Source organism: Fulvivirga sp., from assembly GCF_040218215.1.
Taxonomy (GTDB): Bacteria; Bacteroidota; Bacteroidia; order Cytophagales; family Cyclobacteriaceae; genus Fulvivirga.
This window is the reverse complement of the sequence record NZ_JAVJQL010000017.1, coordinates 109,769-132,733: the sequence shown is the minus strand read 5'-3', so window position 1 is coordinate 132,733 and position 22,965 is coordinate 109,769. Positions and strand designations below refer to the sequence as shown.

6 protein-coding genes are annotated in these 22,965 nt (G+C 37.9%); all 6 read right to left on the bottom strand.

The window, feature by feature from the left end; translation table 11 throughout:
* Nucleotides 1–4 precede the first annotated feature (4 nt).
* Genes RIB54_RS13410 through RIB54_RS13385 form a run of 6 tightly spaced genes read right to left on the bottom strand, consistent with a single transcriptional unit; the run spans nt 5 to nt 22,253 of the window.
* Nucleotides 5–709 (bottom strand): hypothetical protein, encoded by a 705-nt coding sequence (locus RIB54_RS13410; RefSeq protein ID WP_350101387.1) that lies wholly within the window; start codon nt 707–709, stop codon nt 5–7.
* Nucleotides 702–9,572: a hypothetical protein gene (locus tag RIB54_RS13405; RefSeq protein WP_350101386.1), complete on the bottom strand. Its 8,871-nt coding sequence runs from the start codon at nt 9,570–9,572 to the stop codon at nt 702–704. Before RIB54_RS13405 ends, RIB54_RS13410 begins: the two co-directional genes overlap by 8 nt.
* A 12-nt stretch (nt 9,573–9,584) precedes the next feature.
* Nucleotides 9,585–14,480 carry a hypothetical protein gene (locus RIB54_RS13400; RefSeq protein ID WP_350101384.1) on the bottom strand — a complete coding sequence of 1,632 codons (4,896 nt, stop codon included), beginning with the start codon at nt 14,478–14,480 and terminating at the stop codon, nt 9,585–9,587.
* Complete coding sequence (locus RIB54_RS13395; protein ID WP_350101383.1) at nt 14,480–15,082, bottom strand: hypothetical protein; 603 nt, start codon at nt 15,080–15,082, stop codon at nt 14,480–14,482. Before RIB54_RS13395 ends, RIB54_RS13400 begins: the two co-directional genes overlap by 1 nt.
* Complete coding sequence (locus tag RIB54_RS13390; RefSeq protein ID WP_350101382.1) at nt 15,075–15,611, bottom strand: OmpH/Skp family outer membrane protein; 537 nt, start codon at nt 15,609–15,611, stop codon at nt 15,075–15,077. The genes RIB54_RS13395 and RIB54_RS13390 overlap by 8 nt, the downstream gene beginning before the upstream one ends.
* A complete protein-coding gene (locus tag RIB54_RS13385; RefSeq protein WP_350101380.1) occupies nt 15,612–22,253 on the bottom strand; it encodes a leucine-rich repeat domain-containing protein in 6,642 nt (2,213 codons plus the stop codon). It lies immediately after the preceding gene.
* Nucleotides 22,254–22,965: the final 712 nt, after the last annotated feature.

The window sequence follows — 22,965 nt, the reverse complement described above, 5'->3', positions numbered from 1 at the left end:
AAACTCATTGGTTATTATATTTTCTGGTATCTACCAGTTTATATTGACGATATTGACTCTTTATTTCCTTGGCATTCATTACCTGCCCCAATGCATTTCCACTAAAAACCTCCCCTTTATATGAAAGTTGATATTCATTGATAGTGACTCTGATATTGTTCATTACACCCTCACTATAAAATATTTCAGAACTCAAAAACCCGTTGGTTTCAGGATCGAAACACAATATAAACTCAGAAACCTTTGTTTGATTTGTAACTTCTTCTGAAGGAATCACTTTAAACAATTTGGATTGTTTACCACCTTTGATCACATTTTCACAAGTCACTGATTGAGCAGATTTTATAAGCGAATCCTGCAAGTTCATGGCTGTAGCAAGTGTGTTTTCCATAGGTTGGGCATTTCGCTTTGATATATAGATAGCCTTGGACTTTTCAATGACTGAAACCACTAGACTGTCATCCTGAAAAACAACGTAGTCATTTGACCTCAAAACACTTTTATGCTTATTACCATAAGTCTTCACAACATCACTGGCAGTTGGAATGGACTCCCTGTAGTCAATCTCGATCTTATAGTCAAGAAGAAAGCCTTGATCATAATTATCTACAGCGTATATCTTATATGCCTTAAGCAACTCCTGCTTGCAGGATTGACTCATGACAACTTGAGTGCTAAAAAACAGGAAGACAAAAATCAATCTACTCATCTCTTCCAACTTTAGGTGTGTTGTAATGTGTTTCCTGAATTGTCTTCTTCCCTCTTTCCGTTTCTATCTCCTTTCTTATGAGCTTGCCTTCACGGTCATATTGATAATACAGGCCGAAGTGTTGATCATCAAAGATGGTAAGTAAGCGAAGGTTTCTTGAATCATAAACATAAGTAGTCATTTGAGCATCACCCGGCTGTATTCTAATATCATCTATTCTTATAGATCCTTCACCATTGTAGCTAATAGCGGTTTGTAGCACATCCGAGTGTTCTCTTAAATCGCCAGTTTGTAGCGATCCAAAGTCATTGATTACCGACTCAATCAGGTACCAATCCTCTACATTTGTCACGCTTGTGGCTACCGATGTAGACACCGTTACTCCATCTTTGTCAAAGATTTTAAATGCAATATTATCAATCTGGTCTTGTTGGTCTGGCCTTACCCAGGCACGGAGCATAAGGCCATTGTTAATCAGTTGCTCACTGATAAAAATCTTACCTTGTTTAAAATCGCCCGAAAGCAGTGCTGATTTTTTACCAGCATGACTGTATAAGTTGCTGAGAGTAATACCATTTCCATCTATGGCAATGTATTCTTCTAAAACCCCACTGTAGTTGTTTTCGAAGCTTTCAAAATAACCATCCTGATACTCGCCATTTTGAATGGTGAGGTATGGCAATGACTCATTATAGCCAAACTTTACAGCACTTGGAATATTAAGAATGTTTCTTTCCTGAATCGCTTCGCCATTTGGAGAATAACGTTCTACCGTAGTTGATTTCAGCCACTTAGACGGATTATTGGCGTCTTCATATTTCCAGGAGAAGTCCTCAACCTTAAAAGTACCACTACTGTAATTTTTATCTGTTTCAAAAAGATCTGTACTGTAGGAATAGTAATTTTTTGCTCTCCATCTTCCTTGTTCACCAGTTTCAAATTGATTGAAATTTTCTGAAAGCACTAATCCATTTTTCTCTTCCCTTTCGTAGGGCCATTCATCTGAATAAGTAACTGCTGAAGCCGAAACCGCTCTATCAAAGATGCTTGGCTCTGCTTTTGCCGATAAACAAGAGAATACATAATTACCTGGACAGTTGTCCCTCTTAAACACAATTTTACCAGTCTTTTCATCTACATAGAAGCTTCCTCCATTATTGGGGATAGGAGATTCACAGACGTAATTAAATACCCGTACCGTTTCTATGCTTTGCGAAGTGCACCCTTCCGGTGTAGTAACAGTCAATGCAATATCATACTCACCAGCAGTATATCTATGCACTGCTTTTACAAATTTGGTATTGGTAACGGCTCCGTCTCCCCAATCATACTGGTACTGGTTTGCTCCATTGAAATTTATTGGCTCCGCAATCACTAAGTCTCCCTCCTTTACCAACGGTTCATTAATGCTGAAAGTAGCGTCAGGAAGCTCTACGCTTTCAATATTGATATTTGAGATAAAATTGAAAGTTGTATACGAGCACAATTCTGCTTGAGGAGGTGTCAACCCTTCTGAGATTACAAATATGGAATAAGGGGAAGAGGATGCGGCTACATTGGTGAAAGTGTATTGATAGTTCTTTTGATCTATTGTAACCCCTGCAACTTCATCAACTACCGAAAAACCAGTACCAGTGAAAGGATTAAAAGTCCCATCTTTTCTAACCAATCTAAAATTGTAGGTAACGCCTGCAAATGGAGGCTGATTGATAAAGTCCAAGGCAAAAGTAATTTCACCTGTATCTAAACCATTATTACAAACAGACTCTGTAGTAGAAACAAGTGACATCAGGAATCTCTGAGGATGTTCAGGATCACAATCGACCAGGCCATTCACCCAGATGTCATCTAATAAATAATCACATCCCCGGCTATCTGTTATTGTAACATTGTAATAACCGGCTGCAACAGTATTATTCTGATCTTCAACGGGGCTCAATCCACCTGTCCATACAAAAGTATAAGGAGCTGTTCCACCACTAACATCAAGTGTAATACTGCCATCACCAATGCCACTGTCATCAACAACTGTAAAGGCTGCCGATAGCTCTTCTGGCTCCTGAATTGATACTCCTAAATAGTCCACTATATCAATCACCTGACATTCAGCCTGATCGATGGTAATAAAGTATTCTCCTGGTAACAACTGATTGAAATATGCCACTCCTGGCAAAAGAGGGAAGTATTCAGGCTCAACATCAACCTCTACACCAGTTTCAAAATCATAAAGATTAAAATCAAATGGCCCGCTACCGTTTACAACAAATGCAGCGATAACTCCATCACTGGCACCGTTACAGCTAACATCAATATCTGCTACTCTATAGGCACTAATGGCAGGGCAATTGTCATCAATATTAATATGGTAAATTTCTGAACATCCCCCTGCATCAGAAATAGTAACACTATAAACACCCGCACTCAAACCAGATTGAGAAGCTGTAGGTGGCAACCCACCAGACCAAGTGTATGTGATTGCTCCGCCTGCACCTGTGATATTGATTGTAACCGAACCGTTGCCACTGCCATCATCCTGAACTACATCAATAGCAGCATCCCATGCACAATCAGAAAATCCTACTAGTATATTATTCAAACTGATGGAACAACCAGCTGCATCAGTAATGGTAACATCATAAGTTCCAAAAGGCAAGTTTACCTGATCTTGGGTACCGGCTAAACCCGATGACCAGGAATAACTGTAAGGTTCAACACCTCCAGATACGGTTACGTCAATAGTACCTGTACCTAAAGCATCATTAAAAAGTGTGGTATAAGTTGCTCCCAAATTATTGCCTGTCACAACTACGCTATTTGGAGCCGCTGCCAGACAACCTTCTGCAGTCATCACCTCTACCGTATAGCTACCAAACCCACTGGCTTCAACCGCATAAACATTTTTATTGGTGTTGGTGATTGGTGTACCATCTTTATACCACTGATAACTGGCATAACCAGATGGGACAGAAATAACTGCCTCTTCGCCCTGGCACAATGAAAGACTGGCATCAGGTGTAATAAGAAGGTTCTCAAAGTCTTCAATTGCCACAATAAAGGCATCGCTTTCAACCGTACAGCCTCCACCGGTAACTTTTACTGTGAAGTATCCTTCAGCAGAAGTAGTATAAGTGGAAGAGGTTGCTCCTGAAATGGCCTGCCCATCTTCATACCACTGGTAGCTTACACCACTTCCCAATGTATTGGCTTTGAGGGTAATAGATCCTCCTGTGCATAGTTTAACCCCTTTTGTGAAGGTAGATACAAGAAGACCACCCCCTGTAAAAGGAACATGTGATGTAGAAAAGGCCCTGTTACTTCTTGGGTCAAAGGCTACCGGGTAGGTAGCATTGTTATCAATTACATTTCCAACATCTGCAATACCAAACCTTTCTGCATAATTCTTTCTGAGGTCATACCTCCACAGTCCGCCAATGGTTCCTACAGGTACGCCATAAGATGTTCTTTGTCCTAAATAAAGAATATTGTTTGTATAGTCATACGCCAGACCAGCACCGTAGTCACTCGGTAAAGGATCTCCATTAACTTCATGAGTACCTCCTACTGCAGTAGTGGATTTTGAAAGAAGTGTTCCTCTGTTAAAAGCAAAATCATAAACCCAGGCTCCACCTTCCCAACTGTTCATAAACAGCTTAGTGCCTACACGGGTTAATGCATAATTCTCATTATTTTGGAGTGGGTCTCCTAAAACTTCATGTTCACCACCCTTTGAGGTACTTTCAACACTCAAAATTTTAGAAGTATTGGTTGTTACATTATAAACCCATATTCCCTCATAGGTAAAGCCAGCATATAAATACTCATTACCATCAAATTCAAACATGAGATTAGTCTGTGTAGACTCCTCTATAATTGGAGGGCCATTTACCTCATAAATTCCTCCTGTGGCAGTTGTTTCAGGAGAAAGAAACTTACCCGTTTTAGAAGTCTCATTATATATATATATTCCACCATCTGGAAATGACGATCTAAATCTTGTAAGACTTATAATTATATTGTCTTTGTATTGTGAAATATAATCTCCGATACCTTTAGGAAATGGGTCTCCTCCTCCTTCTGGTATCATACCCGGGTAAAATGCTTTCCCTACTCCCGTTACCAGATCATACCTCCACATAGCTCCGCCTTTATTGGCGGCACTGCCAGGCCAACCAGCGGCATAAAGTATTTGATTGTCTGTGTCTACATGAATGCTACGTGGAGAAGTGCTGGTCAAATTATATTTATCCCCCAACACTACAGTGTTAACATTTATATTGCTACCTGTATTAGTATTTAAATCAAGCACCCAAATAGCCCCTGACCAGTTAGTGACGTATAAATGATTGGATGTCTGGTCAAAAAATACGCCATCATAGGAAGCCCCCCCTTCTCTGGGATAGTCAACGCCTGAATCAGTACCGCCTGATGGGCTATAGAATTTAGCATGTGAAAGTGTCTGGATATTTCTTCTATCGGTAGGTGTAATGCTTACTTCAAACCCAGGATCAAAGTTGATGGTAACCACATTTCCATCACATTCACTATCAGGTGATGTCCATTTGAGTTTGTACCTGCCGGGACGACCTAAGGTCACTTCGGTAGTTGGGTTGTTAAGTTCGGCTATCAATGACTGCGATGGGCCAGAAACCTGGGTCCAGCGACCTGTTCCAGTTTGACTCATAGCCATGACTGAAGTACAGGTAAATTCCTCCTGCCCGCAACCTGCTGTTATTTCTATGTTATCAAGGTATTGAGAACATCCATTAGCGTCCGTTACAGTAACATTATAGATACCTGGGGGAACATTGGTTTGATCTTCCTGAGCAGGTAATCCTCCGGACCATGCATAAGTGTAGGGTGCGGTGCCACCAGTGACAGTGAGGTCTATAGTACCGGTTTCCGGGATAACTTGGTATTCAAGTGTAAGTGTAGATGTTATGTCAATAGGCTCTACACTAAAAAGCTGAGTCTTGGACGGGTTACACCCCTGATCATTTATTTGAAAGAAGAATAGATCTCCATGTTGTGCAACATCAAATGGTATAGTTGATACACCTAACGGAATACTTTGAAACAAAAAAGGCGCCTCAGATATTACTGGTATGCCTACCAAAGTAAATGGTCCAACTCCTGACTGAATATCCACAGTTAGTATTGATTGACCTGAACAATTTTCATAATCAATAGTCGAATTAAACTGACATTCAGAATCTCCTGGCTCATAAAATTCGTCAATCGCAGAGCACCCCTGAGAGTCAGTAACAATATATTTGAAAATACCAGTTACACTACCTGAATAACTTAATTTATAACGACCAAAATAACTCGTTGGACTAAAGGATGTCAGGCCTGCCGGGAAATGCATAATGTTATATGGTGGAAATCCACCACTAACAATCAGCTCAACATCTATTCTAAGGGGGTCACTATTATGAGTAACTACAGTACTTAGATTGAGATCATTACAATCCAGGCTACCTACAACAAACTGATCAAGTTGAATTGAACACCCCTGACTATCAGTAACAGTCAAATCATAACTTCCTGCTGTCACATTGTTGACATGACGAGAAAAGTTACCCAACCCTCCGGACCACGCGTAACTATAAGGAGGAGTACCTCCTGAAACTTGTGTAATTATAGAACCATCACCACCACCAGTATCTGGATGAGTCCAAAAACTCTCAAGCTTGAGTCCGTTATCAAAATTATGAATTTCGAAGGGTTCGCTATAAATAACTGAACATCCTACCTGCTGGACTAATACAACGAAATTACCATCACCTGAGTTTTTGTTAACAAAATATTTAATCTGTCGGTTATCAGTAGATCTAACCTCTGAATAATAGCCTTTGGTCTCAAAACCACTTGGGCTGCGATGAACCAAGGTGACAAAAAAATCACCTTTAATGTTTGAAAGGTTGACTGTTACAGAATTCTCGCAAGAATTGTCAATAACTTGCTGATTGATAAGCACATCACAAGCATCTGGACCCACAACTTTAATCACCTTACTGTAGAGGGTTAGAAGCGTGGCCCACTCATTACTTACAACTAAGCGATATTCACCGGCATCTTCATTTTGAAAAGTCTTCGAGTAGTTTTGAGACGTAGCCCCGGGAATATTTTCCCATCTGGTCAAGAACTTCTTCTGCCATTGATAAATATTTCGAGTACCTCCAGTCGGTACAAAAAGCTCCATCATGTCCCCAATGTCTAGCGATATGGTCTGTTCAGTTCCGATTTCAGCCTGACGATCATAGCTAAACAAATCAAAATTATACTCATCAACGCCCGTAAATAAAGGTTCAATAGAGCCGAAATCAAGATGGTTATAATTTATAATGACATCATAGTCAGGTACTTTAAGAGCTGCACTAAAATTTGGAATAGAGGTAAATTTGTTATTTTGCAACCATACTCCATCTAAATTGGCCAAATTCAAGACACCCCCTGGAAATGCTCCTTCAAATTCGTTAGATTCAACATTTAGTTTATATAAATCCGTCATTCCAGCAAAAATAGGTGGTATAACACCTGAGAAGTTGTTGTAATTAATCGAAAACCTTTTCATTGCTGTAAGCTGGGATAACTCTTCGGGAAGTGGACCAGAGAAATTATTATTATATAGATTCAATTCATAAAGTTTACTTAAGTTGCCAAAAGATGGAGGAATGGAACCACTAAAAGTGTTATTACCCCCCCAGAAGTATCCGAGATTTATTAAATTTCCAAAATCACTTGTGAAAGATCCTGTGAATTGATTTGACGGAATAAAAAGATGCTCTAATAAAGTAAGAGAGGTGATTTTATCTAAAATGGTACCAGTGAATTTATTACTTGGTAATTGCAATATTCTAAGCGAGCTCAAATTTGAGATATTTGCATGTATTTCTCCTTCTAGATCATTGTGCCCTAAATCCAACAACTCTAAATCCAATAGATTATATAGCTCTATCGGCACAGTGTCTGTCAAAGCATTTTGGCTAAGCGATAAGTACTTAAGTTTTACAAGTTGTCCAATTTCGGAGGGGATCGAGCCGGTTAATCCAATGAAAGATAAATAAAGCGACTCCAAATTAGTGAGACTCATGTAGTCAACTGGAAATGGCACAGCGAGGACATTTGGTTTCTCGAATAAACTGCTAAGGTTAAGTACCCTCAATTGAGTTAGGTTGACCAATGAACTTGGCAACGTACCATTTAAATTATTGCCGGCTAAAACAAGCTCAACCACATCTCCATTTTCGACTGTCACACCATACCAAGCCGAAAAATCTTCTGAACAATTACCCTGTAACCAATTTGTATTATCAGTCCATCCTTCACCATTTGTAGCATTATACAAATCTACTAACGCCTGGTATTCCAAGGCATCATCCACAACTCCTCCGTTACATACAGAAGTTTCTTCGATAGTTATGGTTTTACTGTATAATGTTAAGTCTGTAACCCAATCATTATTTACAACTATACGATACTCCCCAATATCAGAAGACTCAAAACTTGCCTTCATGTAATTAGTTGAAGTTGCTCCAGTAATATTTTGCCAATTTCCATTGACATCTTTCTTCTGCCACTGATATGAATTATGTGAACCTGAGGTTGAAAAAGGTATCTCAAATTGCTCGCCTTTGGCAAAACTTAGGGTTTGTTCTTCACCTATTTCTGCTTGGGGAGAATAGTAAAATGTATTAAAGGGATTTGTATTAATAGCATCAAAATTTGATTCCAGGCTTCCAAAATCCAGTTCATTATTTTGAACATAAATTTTTAAAGCAGAGGTATTCGATAATCCCTTAAATGATGGTATCTCTGAAAAATGATTACTTATCAAATATAAAAATTCAAGAGACTCGAGACTAGCAATGTAACTTGGAACTGGTCCTGACTGGTTCGTGAAATTGAGATATAATCGTTGTAATGAACTTAGACCTTCAAACTGGTTAGTTATAGTTCCTGTAAAGTCATTTTCAGATAGATTCAGAATTTGAAGGTTGGAAGCTTCTCTAAAATCTATAATTGATCCATTAAGTTGATTCTGATCTATATATAATCTTATTAATGATTTTGATGTACCAAAGCTAGCTGGAATATTTCCAGTAAATTCGTTTTGGGAAGCAGTAAAAACACCAATATTTGGTAGTAGCCCTAATTCTTCTGGCAGCGGACCTGAAAAGTTATTACCATTAATGTTAAAGTGGTATAATGAAGTCATTCCACTTATATCAGAAGAAACTCCACCAAACATTGAATTGCCTCCAAGTGTAACTTCCTTAAGGGTTGAACATTGATAAAAACTACTTGGTATTTCTCCGGTTATAGTATAGTTGTAATGTAAAAGTAATTTTTTGAGGGAAGTTGTTGAATTAAAAAAATCAGGTATAGTACCTTCAAAATGATTAATTGATAATCTTATTTCCTCAATCGAGCTTAATTGAAACAATGACTCAGGAAGGCTGCCTGACAGATCATTATTATGAACATTAACAATTTTTAATTGTATCAGATTAGAAAAATCAAAAGCAAGGTTCCCGGAAAGGTTATTTGCTTCTAATAAAAGAAATTGCAACTCAGTAAGTGTACCTAAATCAAGTAGTGATATATCCCCATTTAAACCATTGAAATATAAGTCAATACTAGTCACATCACCGTTCTCGACTGTGATGCCATGCCAAGTTCCAAAATCAACGTTTGTAGTTCCTTGTAGCCAATTACTATTATCTGTCCAATTGGCGCCATCAGTTGCATTATATAGATCCACCAATGCCTGATACTCTACAGCGTCAGGCACATTCCCTTCCTGGCCATATATGCTCATCGAACTTATTATGAATAACAGGGTTGATATGTATAATTTCATCGTTTTCATAATTTAAATCGATTCGGCATCTATTTTATTCCAGGTGCCATCTGCGCACAACATTTCAAATTCAAGAAGGTACAAATCAAGACTTCCTTCTTTGTCGAAATAAACAAAGTGAGCATTTCGCACCGTTACATCTCTTAAATCCAACTCACAACCTATGGGTACAGCACTTATATAAGATGACATGTTCATTTCTATATATGGCCCTGCTAGTGTAAATTCGGTGTTCGCACCTATGGCAGCATTTAAATCATTAGTAAAATCATTGCTCACCCATCTCGAATCATCATTAGCATCCGGAAGCTCAATATCATCGCTAGTACTATGGAAGGTTATTTCCCCAGCCTGGTCATTCAACCGGTTGTTATTACCACTTCGCAATACTTTTACTGAACTAAAGCTAGCTGGCGCATTGGTTTTGTTTACAGAAGATGGCGTCAGTAATACTTCATCTGTCAGGTAATCGAAACCACGAACATGGTAGTAGTTATCCTCCCCTATTTGTAAAAGATCACCTTTTGTAAACTGAGGTAATACCAGACATGACTCTGCATCGGTGAATGTAATTCTACTATCCCCATTATCAGAGGTGTATTCCATAGCAGCTTCAATAATCTTACCCTCTTCGGTAGCCATCTGGTTGAAGTTATCATAATGCCATGATGCAGGTATCGATTGTTTCAGGTAGGAGCCCACAAACTCATCATAAGACCTGACAGAAACTGGTTTACCCGTGTTCTTATCAAAGGCCAAATTCACTTCTCGGTGTTCTATTCCATTTTGGCGTGATATTACCTCTTTAATTACCACAGGATAGCTAACCACTTTTGTAGTAGCATGGGTGTGCATCTCCATTCTGGTATGGGTAAGGCTAGGGGCAATAGTAGCTTGTGGAACAAAAATTGGGAATGGGAAAAAAGGAATTATTCCAATACTTGCATCTCCCTCTAAATTGGCGTCATACTGTTCTTCTATAAGCGCCTTATCAGCAAAGGTCAGCTGTACTTCCTTACCTGGGTTTTCCATGGTAATACCAGCAGCAAGATCATTGATCATTGGAACCTTTTCTCCAGGCTCAAAATATACAAACTCCTGCTCACTCACTACGGTAGCTTCATTTAGTTCTGGTGTATAAATACCTGAGTAATTGGCATCACGTTTTGGCTGTCCGTGCATGCTGTTTTGCTTAAACACAAAACCCTGGGTCGCCCAATGATTGTTAACAAATATGTTAATCAGCCCAAAAGGAGCAGGTAAATAATCAGTCTTACCTTCAATATTGGTCTTTTCAGCTTTGAATGGGTAATCTCTAGCCGTATAATATTCTTTGATATTAAAACCCGTATTTGTTCTTCCACTATGAATGTTATTCACAACAATTTGAGAATATCCTACAGATGCTCCGGGCAAAATACTTTCTCCCAGTGGCCCTTCAGATTGCTTTTTATCATCACCTGATATGATCCTGTCATACCACTCCTGCTTATCTCTGGCAATGTAGTCCACTAATATATTCTCTTCTCTGATAGCTACGGGTTCGTTTTGTGCCACCCCACTACTTCGTACCGACTGCGTCAAAGGATCATAACTTTCGTAGATGTACTCATTACCATACAACACAGGATTATTCTCCAACCCCTGATCATACATCATCAACCTCTTAACACGAACACCTCCACCCTTTTTACTTATTGGAAGTGGAAGTCTGAAATATGAAAGATTATAGGCAACATCTTTACAAAGAACATCTGGTACAGCAATGGTTTTAGCCATATTGGCTAATTTCTCCAAGGTTGAAATCACATCACTGTTTGGATCTATTCCATTGCTGGAAGCATCACAGTCGCCTGAAGGGTTCAGGTTTCCCAGTCTTTGCGTCTTAACAAAATCCTTACATACCTTTTCTGGAGTTTTGGATTTATCGTCTGAAAGACTCATATATAACTGACCAGTGTTTTCATCAATGCCAACATCAGTAACATCAACATAACCGGTAATATATTCTGCATTACAACTCTCCAATGATGGAATGCCTTCATTAATGAGTTTGTAGAGGAATTTAAAATACAATTTATTACCATCTCTTACATACCGCTCATTAATCAGCCTTTTCATTGTTAAGAGTTCCTCAGCGGTCAATTCCAAATCAGCACCCGTATCAATGTAGTATCTGTTTGCAACACCTCCTGAACCCTCATTAAGGCTTATCATCGCATGAGCCTCCTGATCTTGCACATAGCTATAGTCATCCTGTTCGTATTGAACATGAATTTCTCCTCCTGTAGGTAGCGTAATCTTTTTTAATTGCCATGCAGCCGGGTCAAACTGAACTTCATTCTTTTGATTGACCCATTTTTTCATCTCATCGTACCTGGAAGCACCATCCATCTGATAATTTCCCCAGGCATCAAGATTAAACTTATCATAATTAGGATTTTGTTGGGCAACTGTATAGCCAGACACTTCATCCAGAATATCCTGATACTTTGAAGGGTAGTTATCAAAGCTATAATCATAATCAAAACGATAAGGGCTGATTTTGGCTGATGCGATCCCCTCGTAGTCAAACCATAACCTTTTTAAAGTCAACTTACCGCTGGAGCCATTGGGAAGGTTCTGACTTAAATGATAGTCGTAATCAAAGTGTACTGTTTTAATAGGCTTAGCACTCTCTTTGGGAAGCAATTCATTGCCCACCCTTTTAACATCTATCAAACTATAGAGTTCGATACGATCGAGCTTTTTTAGTGATTTCGAACCTGCTGCAGTTTTATTTTGAATGGCATCGGCAGCAGCATCTTTTCCATCTTCCCGCTCTGATGTAACAAAAATGGCAGCATGCGTCTGAGTTTCTATTGATTGCAGGTAATAAAGTTCTTTAAGCCCTTCACTGTAGGCTCCCAAATCATCCTTTGGATCAGATAAAGAGTTTCTGGAATAAGCCAACCCGGTATAGGGCAATCGCCATCGGTACCAATTGTTTTCCGAACTGCCTCCTGCATGCCTGGTATAATTGAATTTCGTATAGCCACCTAAATCGTCCTTTGAGGGGCCGTTTGATGTTCTATCTATATAGTCTGGTGTAGTTATTTCGGTTAATAAATAAGCGGTTGCATAGGAAGACTGTCTTTCTTCTCCCAGCTTAGTTTTATCATCTTTATCGAAAACATAAAAATTATTTTCTACAGCACCTTCGGCAATGTTTTGCAGACCATACTGTAAGTTTTTTTCATTGCGGGAATAGACAGGAATGCCATACACATACCTGAGACCATTCTCATTGAAAATGGCCATTTCTCCTATTCCGTCAGCTACTTTATTAGCATCTACATTTCTGGACTCTAGGTTTGAATTGTAAATATCACTTCTCAACGAATACCTTTTGTAATGATTTGCAGAAGCCCTCGATGCATCTATTTCAGCATTAGTATTATAATTAATAAAAGAAGACCTGCCCACTACATCTTCATCCATGTTTTCACTCCCACCAGGCAAGGCATAGTTAAAGTTCTTAGCTCCAGGTACTCCTCCTCCGGATAATGATGCCATAACCAGTTGATCTTCACTTTGGTGTTTTATTTCTCCTCCCGGATCGTTTAAAAATTTTAAATAGATATCATTTTTATTATCGTCAATAGAGGAAAAACCTCCTCTACCTTCTTTCCAACCGCGGGTTGTTATGGCAGAGACACCTAATCCAACATCTGCACCAGCCCCCCAATTGAACCCTAATTCTGCCTCTCCTCCTACATTCGCAATTATAGTCTCACTGACAGTTCTATTCGGTTTAAAATGACCAATAGACTTATCATGAAACTGAAAACTTCCGGCAATGCCTTCTCCATTTACAGCAAAATAATCTTTATTGGTAAATGGAACTCCTAAAAACACATCCCGCTTATTATAAGATGATTCCTTCTCATAATAATAATCCATGATATCCTCTTCTCCAGCGTTGTTAGAATACAAATAGCCGAATGCGTTCAGATTATCCGTATCCTTATACAGCTGTACAGATATATTTCCAAATATATTTCCAGTTAATCCCGCTTCTAAAAATGTTGGAGTTGCATTTAGACCTACTGACCCATTGATTGATGTTCCAATATAATTTTGAGAATTAAGTGACCTTTCAACTGAAGAAAAAGATGCAAAGCCATAGGCTCCACCAGCACTATAACTACCAACTTCCAGTTTTGCCTTTACTTTAACATTTTGATGTACTCCAGAAAAGTCAAACTTTTCATTGAGCTCTTTTAAAGCTCGTTTTTCTGCAGATTGCAAATTACTAACTATTGCACCGGGGCTAATGTTAAAGGAATAGCTCGATTGACCATTAGAAACGTTATAACCTAAGTTGACAATACCTTTCCCTAAGGCCACCCCAATTCCTGCATTGTAGCCAAATCCCTGATAGTTATTATACCTTATTGATGCTTGCGTTGACAAAGGGATATCCAAACTCCAGACTTCAGGGTTTATTGATCCACCCACAGAAACAGTCCAGTTATTAGGCATTTTGTTATGGTATTTAACCTCGGCTCCATTGTAATCATCTGGAAAACCTCGAGTACTTCTGTTAATAGCCCCTGGATTAAGCGACCATCCATACCCCACCCAGCTAGCTTCCTCCTCTGGTGAAGCTCCACTATGATACGATAATGAAAGTGGATAGCCACTGCCATGTGGGCCTGGCACTTCAATAACTGGTAGGTTATAGGTGAAATCTCCTGTAAACTCATTTACCATATTAGTGGTAGCCACAGGCTCGAAACTGGAGAACTCAGGCTGTGAGGGACCAGAAGTTAATGCATAACTAACTGAGGGGCCTACTATATCAAAAAGCAATACTAAAAGTAATAGGAATGCCGTTCTCCTACGGAGCTTGTTTCTTTTAAACATCAGTTGATAATCAATTTTGGATGGTTAATATATTCATCAATTTCAAAGGAGAAATTATTGATGCCAGAATGCCAGTATGGGTCTTCAAATGACAAGGTTATTTTGTCATTCGAACTTAAATTTTCAGGTTTCTCGAAGGCAACTAAAAAGTTCAGGGTATTACTCAATTCACTAAAACCCTCAAAATGATAGAGTAGATTATCCTTGCTATCATCTCCCACCTTCAGTGAAAAAACATCTCCTGCTTCGAAATTTAGAAAATGGATTCGCTCCTTATACTCTTCATAATTTGAAGTTTCAGATTTCAGAAGATTGATATTAGTAGTGGAACTTATTTTGAGTTCAAAATATAAGGCATCCTGATATGATTTAATTACTGAATCAAGACCTGCAGCACCCAATTTATCAGACCCAAGCTCGCGAATGGCTAGAATTTCTACTGGCAGCAACCTTGCCTCGAGATTAGTATACTTTGTTTGTTTTTGCTTTACCAGAGAGCTATTGGCAAACCAATGCATATAATCATCAGCATCATACTTCACTTCACTTAATGGTTTACAACCAAGTGAAATCAGTAAAAGAAGAATATATACCCTACTCATTCCCTGCATATTTTTGATTTAATTCCTCCAGAATATCAGATGTTATGTCTAATTGATCATCCCCATATAAAATGCTTCCGGCATCGGTAGTCCCTAATATCAAATCATAATTATTCTTCCTGGCATACTCTTCTATCAAAACGTTGACCTGATCCAATACTTCCTGCATCAATTTTTGATCTTCTACTTCAATTTTCTCACTTATGGCCACGCTATATGATTTCAGCTGATTCTCCCTTCTTGTCAAATCTTCTGCACGTTTGTTTCTTTCCTCATTTGACAAGTTTTTAAAGTCTCTATTAAACTGATCTACAGCCCTTTGAAAGTCAATTTTCAAAGTATCCACATTACTTTGCCAATCAGACTTCTTTTTATTGAACTTTACCATGGCCTCCTTTGTGCCACTATATTCATATATCAGTTCTTGGCTATTCACATATCCGATCTTTTTGCTTTTGTAATCAGAATAAACCACGCTGAAAACAGAAATGATTAGTATGCCACCAATTACTGTTAGTATATTTTTCATTTATTCACATTCAATTTTACCACCTTCAACCACCCTGAATAATGTTGCTTTGTTTGAAGCATTATTTCTGACACGCATTTCTCCTAAAACCCTGAGCACAGATTCCTCTCCAGAAACAGTGAGGTTGCCTTTGCCAGTAGAAATTAGATTTACTTCTTTACAGTCAACACTTTCTGTGACAATGATGGCATGGTCGTTAATAACCACCACATCATGCACTGTAGGGACCGAATTAGCAGGCTCACCAGATTCATCTGAAGACCATATCGCTGGATCATTCCAATTACCATCTGCAATTGCATAGTAGACAAATGAGACATAATCTGTAATTTCATAAGTGGAACTATAAATCTCAACCCCAGAAACCCAACTATTGGTCATCAAGCATCTGTACTTTTCTCCTGGAAAAGTCTCAGAAACTGTATAATTCAAATTATTGGCATTTTCAGGAATGTCCTGCCAGCTTCCATCAACCAACTTCTGCCATTGAAAGCTATTGTTTGCTCCTTCAAATCGGTCATTTACCAGTAGTTGATTATAGCCAGCGGGTAGCTGAATTATATTATCCGGGCTTTTTTGAGCACCATAGGTATAAATAGCAAATGGATGAGTATCAGGTCCTGTAAGATTCTTTTCTATTTGATCGAAGGTGAGTTGATTGCTTCCAACATATAATTTCAAACCACTTACATTAGAATGCAGGGTTAAATCTGGCAAAGTAGTAAAATTGTTATAACCCGCATTAATAAAATTTAAATAAGGAGCATTCAACAATCCATTGGGAATACTTCCACTTAATTCATTGTTGTTCAAGAAGATTGTACGAAGGTTAGTAAGATGGCTAAATTCAACATCTATTTCACCTGACAATTGATTATTATTTAGATAAATATATTTTATATAAGTCCAGTTTTCTATACCCTTAGGTATTTCCCCTGTTAATAAATTATTTGCAGCATAGAAATTTTGAATATTACTTAGCTGTGAAATTGTTGTTGGGATATTTCCTGAGAATTGATTATTGGATAAATGCAGTGTTACCAAATTTGTCAGTTGACCAATTTCATTAGGAATAGCTCCACTAATCGTGTTTTGATACAATTCCAAGATAACCAAATTGGTAAGATTGACTATAGAAGATGGAATTGACCCTGATAGTTGATTCTGAAACAGTACCAATCTTTCTAATGAAGTCAAATTACCAATCGTTTGGGGTATGGCCCCATTCAAATTGTTGTTGGATAGATAAAGCCATTCTAAAGATTCTAAGTTACCTATAGTAACAGGAATCTCGCCACTCAACTGATTGGATTGTAATCGTAAAAACTTTAATCCACTGAAATTACCAATACTCGCTGGAATCTGACCCACAAGTCCATTATTAATCATTTTAATTTCCTGAACGTCCCCATCTGAAATGGTAACACCATGCCAACTATCTACCTGATCGATTGATGTAATGGCATCCCATTCTGCTGTTGTAGAAGGCCAATTAGTATTATTAGTCCAATTAGCTCCGTTTGTACTTTCATGGAGGTCTTTGAGGGCTGCAATTTCGATAACATCAATTGCATTTCCGTTAATCACTAGCTGGGGGCTATGGGTATAGGAGGTGAAAATATTTTGATTGATGCCTATTTGATCTTGCGGAATATAATTGTACTCTACCTTGACATTCCATATCGTAACAGTGGTCGATGAGCTAAAATCTTGGATAGAGTTAAACAAATTATTATTCAAGTACAATTGAGTCAGTGAGCGCATTCCTCCTAATTCTTGTGGTATTGTACCGGATAAATTATTGTTATTCAAATGTAATCGTATCAACTTATCCAAATTCCCTAATGACGATGGAACTTCTCCTGTCAGTTCATTGGAGTTTGCTTGCAGATATACCAACTCGGTTAAGTTTCCTAGACTACTTGGTATTGAACCTGAAAACTTATTGGACTCAATTTTCAAAGACGTCATGTTTAAAAGGTTCCCTAACTCTGAGGGAATCTCTCCTTCCAACTGATTGTAGCCCAATTCCAGTGAATTCAGCAATGCTAAATTTCCCAAGCTGGATGGAATGGAACCGGTCAAGGAGTTACCGTTCAAATGCAATTGTAACAGTGAGCTCATTCCTCCTAATTCTTGTGGTATTGTACCGGATAAATTATTGTTATTCAAATGTAATCGTATCAACTTATCCAAATTCCCTAATGACGATGGAACTTCTCCCTTTAAATTTAAATTTGTAAGAGTCAGATAAATAATATCTCCAGCAGAAACAGTAACTCCTTTCCATCCAATCATCTGATCTATAGAAGTAATAGTTTCCCATTCTGCTGCCGTTGTTGGCCAGCCTGAATTATCTGTCCAATTGGCACCATCAGTACTTTCATATAAGTCGCGGAGGGCTTGTATTTCTGCTAGATCGTTAACCTCGCCATTATTCAATAATGTACCAAAGGAAATCACTGCTCCATTAATCTCGCCACCAGAGTGATACAGCGCAGCGTCTACTATTAATGAAGTTGTGGAAGGCTTAGATGAAGTATAAAATATTACACCATTTCTTTTATATTCAATTGTTGTACCTATTCTTTCAACTCTGAAAATGTCTCCATCCTCTATCGTTCCACCTGTAAATTTCCAACTCCCTGATTCAGTAACTATATATTCTTCGCTGCTTGTAATCCTAATAGCATAATCAATAGAATTGGAAGCGTTTAGATTTGTATTACTTAACCCAATAAACCTGTCTCTGCCCATTACATTGGTTGTAAACTCTACCCAACCGTCTGTATTAGCAGCCAAAACCTCCTCAGAAGCAGCCCCCGCATTATTGGTACCCCAACTTGCTGTTTTCAGTAATGAATTATCAGCTTGAACCTCAACACCTATAAGATCAGTCCATGTAATGGGTCCTGAAGAAGGTGGTTCCACAACACCTCTTTCTATTAACTCAATAACATTTATGTATCCAAAACTGGATCCGGTTGCTAAACCGAAATCCAATATTATCTCTCCATTTGGATCTGGTGTTAAATCTTCAAATACAATAAATTCTGTAGCATTGTTTTCTCCATCTAATGTTTGGGTCAACCCGTTAATCTGGTAGCTCCCGGTTCGGTCTCCCGAAGTGGAGACTCTTGAGCCAAATATCTTAACGGAGTAAACCATCTCTTCATTTAATCCGGTAAACTTATAGGTTCCTCCAGGGCCATAGGCAAAATAACTATCGGAACACGCAGTAGCTGGGTAACCCAATACTGCACCAGCATAACCCTGTGTGTTATGTCCACTACCATCACCAAATCCATTATCAGCATCATCTATAATAACAAAAGCAATCTGGCTGCTTATACCATCACTATTAATAAGGTCGGAGATTGTTGCTCCATCGTTTTGACTAACAGTCACGTTGTTCCAATTTCCTGATGTTGGGATAGCAGGATCACCTAAATCGATAAGGTAGGAAAACTGACTTTCAGCAGGGTCAATCCCAGTCTCAATCATTGCTACTTCACTTGTTAAAGAAATATCTGTTGCACTATAAGCAGTCACTCTATATTCATAGGAAGTCCGGTAGTTTAGTCCTACATCATCATAACTGGTTGTATTAGCTGGCAAGTCAATGGTATCGAAGACTGATTCACCTTCTATTCTTCGTTCCAACCTATAGCCTATTTCATTATCAGCATTGTCGGACCAAGTCAAACTAATAGATGATGCATCCGAAAGTGTGGCAACCAACCCTTCAGGAGCATCAATCATAACTACTACTGTTTCTGTAAGTTCCAAAACATTGATATATGCAAAGTTTGATCCCGATGCCAAGCCAAAATCAATCTTTATTTCCCCATTGTTGTCTGCTATCAAGTTTTCGAAGCTTATAAACTCTGAAGCATTGTTTTGGGCATCCAGTGTTTTGGAAACTCCATTGATGAAATAATTACCTACTTTTCCCCCAGTTGTCGATGCTCTTGATCCAAATATTTTGATGGAATAGTTTGTATTACCTTTTAACCCCGTAAGCTTGTAAATTCCTCCAGTACTGTAAGCAAAATAGCTATCTGAGCAGGCTGTAGATGGATAACCAAATGCGGACCCTGCATGACCTTCGCTATTGGTTCCTTCGCCATAATCATGATGCGCTTCGTTAACTACTTCAAAATTGATGTCACTGTAATTTCCTATTGAATTAACCAGACCTTGAATTGCAACACCTGCTTCCTGATGTGCAGATACATTGTTCCAGTTTCCTGCAGTTGGGTTGGCAGGGTCTCCAAGGTCAATGAGATAAGTAAAAGTGGTTGCTGGAGCTGCGTTTGGATCACTACCTGTTTGAATGGTGAAAGCCCGTGAAGATAATGAGGTATCTGAAGCATTGTAGGCAGTTATTCTGTATTGATAACTTGTATTGTACTCTAAACCAGTATCTACATAAGAGGTAGAATTAGCAGTAATGTCAGCAGACGTAAAGTTACTTTCTCCCTGCGCTTTGCGCTCAATGAAATAGCCAGTTTCGTTATTGGCATTATCTGACCAAGTTAAATCTACAGTTGTGGGGTTATTAAGTGCCGCATTAAAATTGTCAGGAGTCTGAATAGCTAAAGTACCCGTTTCAGTAAGCTCCAATACATTTATATATCCAAAATTAGACCCTGGTGCCAATTCAAAATCTAATATAACCTCTCCATTTTCATCTGCAATTAAATCATTGAAGGTGATAAATTGTGAAGCGTTGTTTTCTGCATCAAGTGTTAAAGTTGTACCGTTAATAGTGTAGCTTCCTGTTCTGTCACCCGTTGATGAAGTCCTTGATGCAAAAATCTTAACAGAATATTGCATGTAGCTTTTTAAACCTGTCAGTTTATAAATACCTCCTGGGCCATAGGCAAAATAGCTGTCCGAACAAGCAGTAATAGGATAGCCTAATACAGATCCATTATAGCCACTGGTATTATAGCCATCATCTTGCCCAAAACCATTATCTGCGTCATCTACTACAACAAGCTTTATTCGGCTGTAATTACCATTGTTGGTAATCAAATCAGCAATAGTTGCCCCATCTTCCTGATTTCCACTGACATTATTCCAATTACCAGGAGTTGGATTAGCTGGGTTTCCTAAATCTATAAGGTAGCTCATACTAGGTTGTATCATTGAAGAAGTCTTAATCATTTCCAACCCATTTATATAACCTTGAGAGGATCCATGCTCTGAAGCATTTCGGACCGTAATAAAAATGTCCCCATTTACATCTGGTTGAACATTCATCAACTTTCCTAGCACTGATTGATTATAAGCGGCATCTGTAAGAATACTATCTTCATTAATAATGATATATGTTAAAGAATTAAATTCATTATTTCTACTACTTAAAAAACCAAAATCATAAAGACCTGTTGGGTCCAGTCCACTAACTTTTATAGATGTACTTCCAGAATATATGCGATAGTAACTTTTCATCACATTATCAGGAAAAACACCACTATTATTTGAGGTACTTGTCCCTTGAACCTCAGTGTTTGTCCAATCGTCAAGTAAAGTAATAGACACTGTACTTGTATTTCCTGCATGGTCGATTATATTTTGAAGGCTAGTGCCCGCCAGCGGTATAAGATCGAAATTATTCCATGGTGTACCAGCAGGACTATATCTATTAAAATTTACGTAGAAAGATCTTGGCTCATTATCCGGGTCTCCTGTAGTAACTCCCAATTCATTAGAATAAGAAGAGTGATAAGAGGAATTAAAAGACTTTACCACATAGAAATAACTGGTTTGTGGAGTTCTATTAAAATCTGTAAAATTCGTAACGTTCTTGTTTACTGTTGATACTAGATCATAAGGCCCACCACTAGAAGAAGCTCTATAGATCTCAAAACCACTTTCATTCTCTGAATTATCAATCCAATTCATTGAAACACTTAAACTTGTGTTGTTGCTCAAGACTAAAGTTGAAGGAGGAGAAACCGCCAAAGGAGTACGGGAAACTACTTGCATTGCATTAATATAACCTACCGGTGTTCCGCTTGCCTTGCTAAGTGTTATTAGAATTTCTCCACTAACATCTGACTGAAGTCCCGAAATTTCAGCTGTTTGAGATGTGTTACCTTGTACATCTAGAGAAACTATCTGTCCTCCTGCCGCATATTGAGTTGTGCCGTTGTCAGATTCCCCACTCCAAATACTACTTCCAAAAAATATAAGATCGTATTCTTTGCTGGTGTCTAAACCAGTTAATTTCATAATTACAGGATTATTGCCGCCAAAAGTCCCGAAATAATAGTACTCCTTCATTACAGCATCTGGGTAAACTCCGCTATCATCTCCTGTTTGAGCACCTTCATCATATACACCCGATTGAGAACCACCCCAATTGTCAGTTTCAATTTCAAGAGACATAGTTTGAGTAACTCCATTTTCATCTAGAAGATTAGATATATTAAATCCAGAAGATGGTGCTGATAGAGTATTATTCCATGGCGCTTGCACATTATTATCAAGGCCAAAATTGATAAAAGTACTAATATCCTGTGCGCTAGTTGAACTATAACTAGAAATAACAATAAAATTAAATAACACTATAACATAATTGTTATTCAATTTTTGTTTTAAAACACTCCAAAATTTATCAATTATTAACATAGCTCTTTATTCAAATCTATTAGAACTATGATTACTTACAATATGAAACCACACGGGCATATTGATTAAGTCTCTTGTAAGATCATAAGAATAACTTTCATTGAAATAGATGATCAAATTAAGAGAGGCTTGAAATAGCGAAAATTCTGTAGTCAACGTATTTACTGTGTAAATGTTTAAATATAGTCGGTTAATATTTACAAGAGTAGTTTAAAAGGCTGTAAATAAAAAAACAACATTCATACACAAAGTACATGTAACAGTAAGTATAAAATATAAAACTATTTTAATATAAATACTGATATTCAATGCTTTACGAATTAATAAAGTTAAATAAATCATCAAAACATTACATAATGTTTTAACATTGAATCCCTTAGACTCATCTATTTTAATTTATCAATATTTATATAAACATTAATGAATGACCCAACTTATAGTCTAATGATTGCAACTACTCCTGCCAAATAAGTTTAGATGGATTATCAAATCCTTATCACTTAAATCTTAAAAAAATCCATGGCAGAAACTTTAATTTTTAATTATTGGCTAACCTTGGCTATTAAGTATATTAGATTACTTTTAATTCCGCTATCAAAAAAAGGAATGGAGGATATCGGTCTTAATTTGATATAAATTATACATATAATCCTTTTATTTCTGCATTTAATTCCAATGATGAGGGTGGAATAAAGGATTATTGAATTGGTCA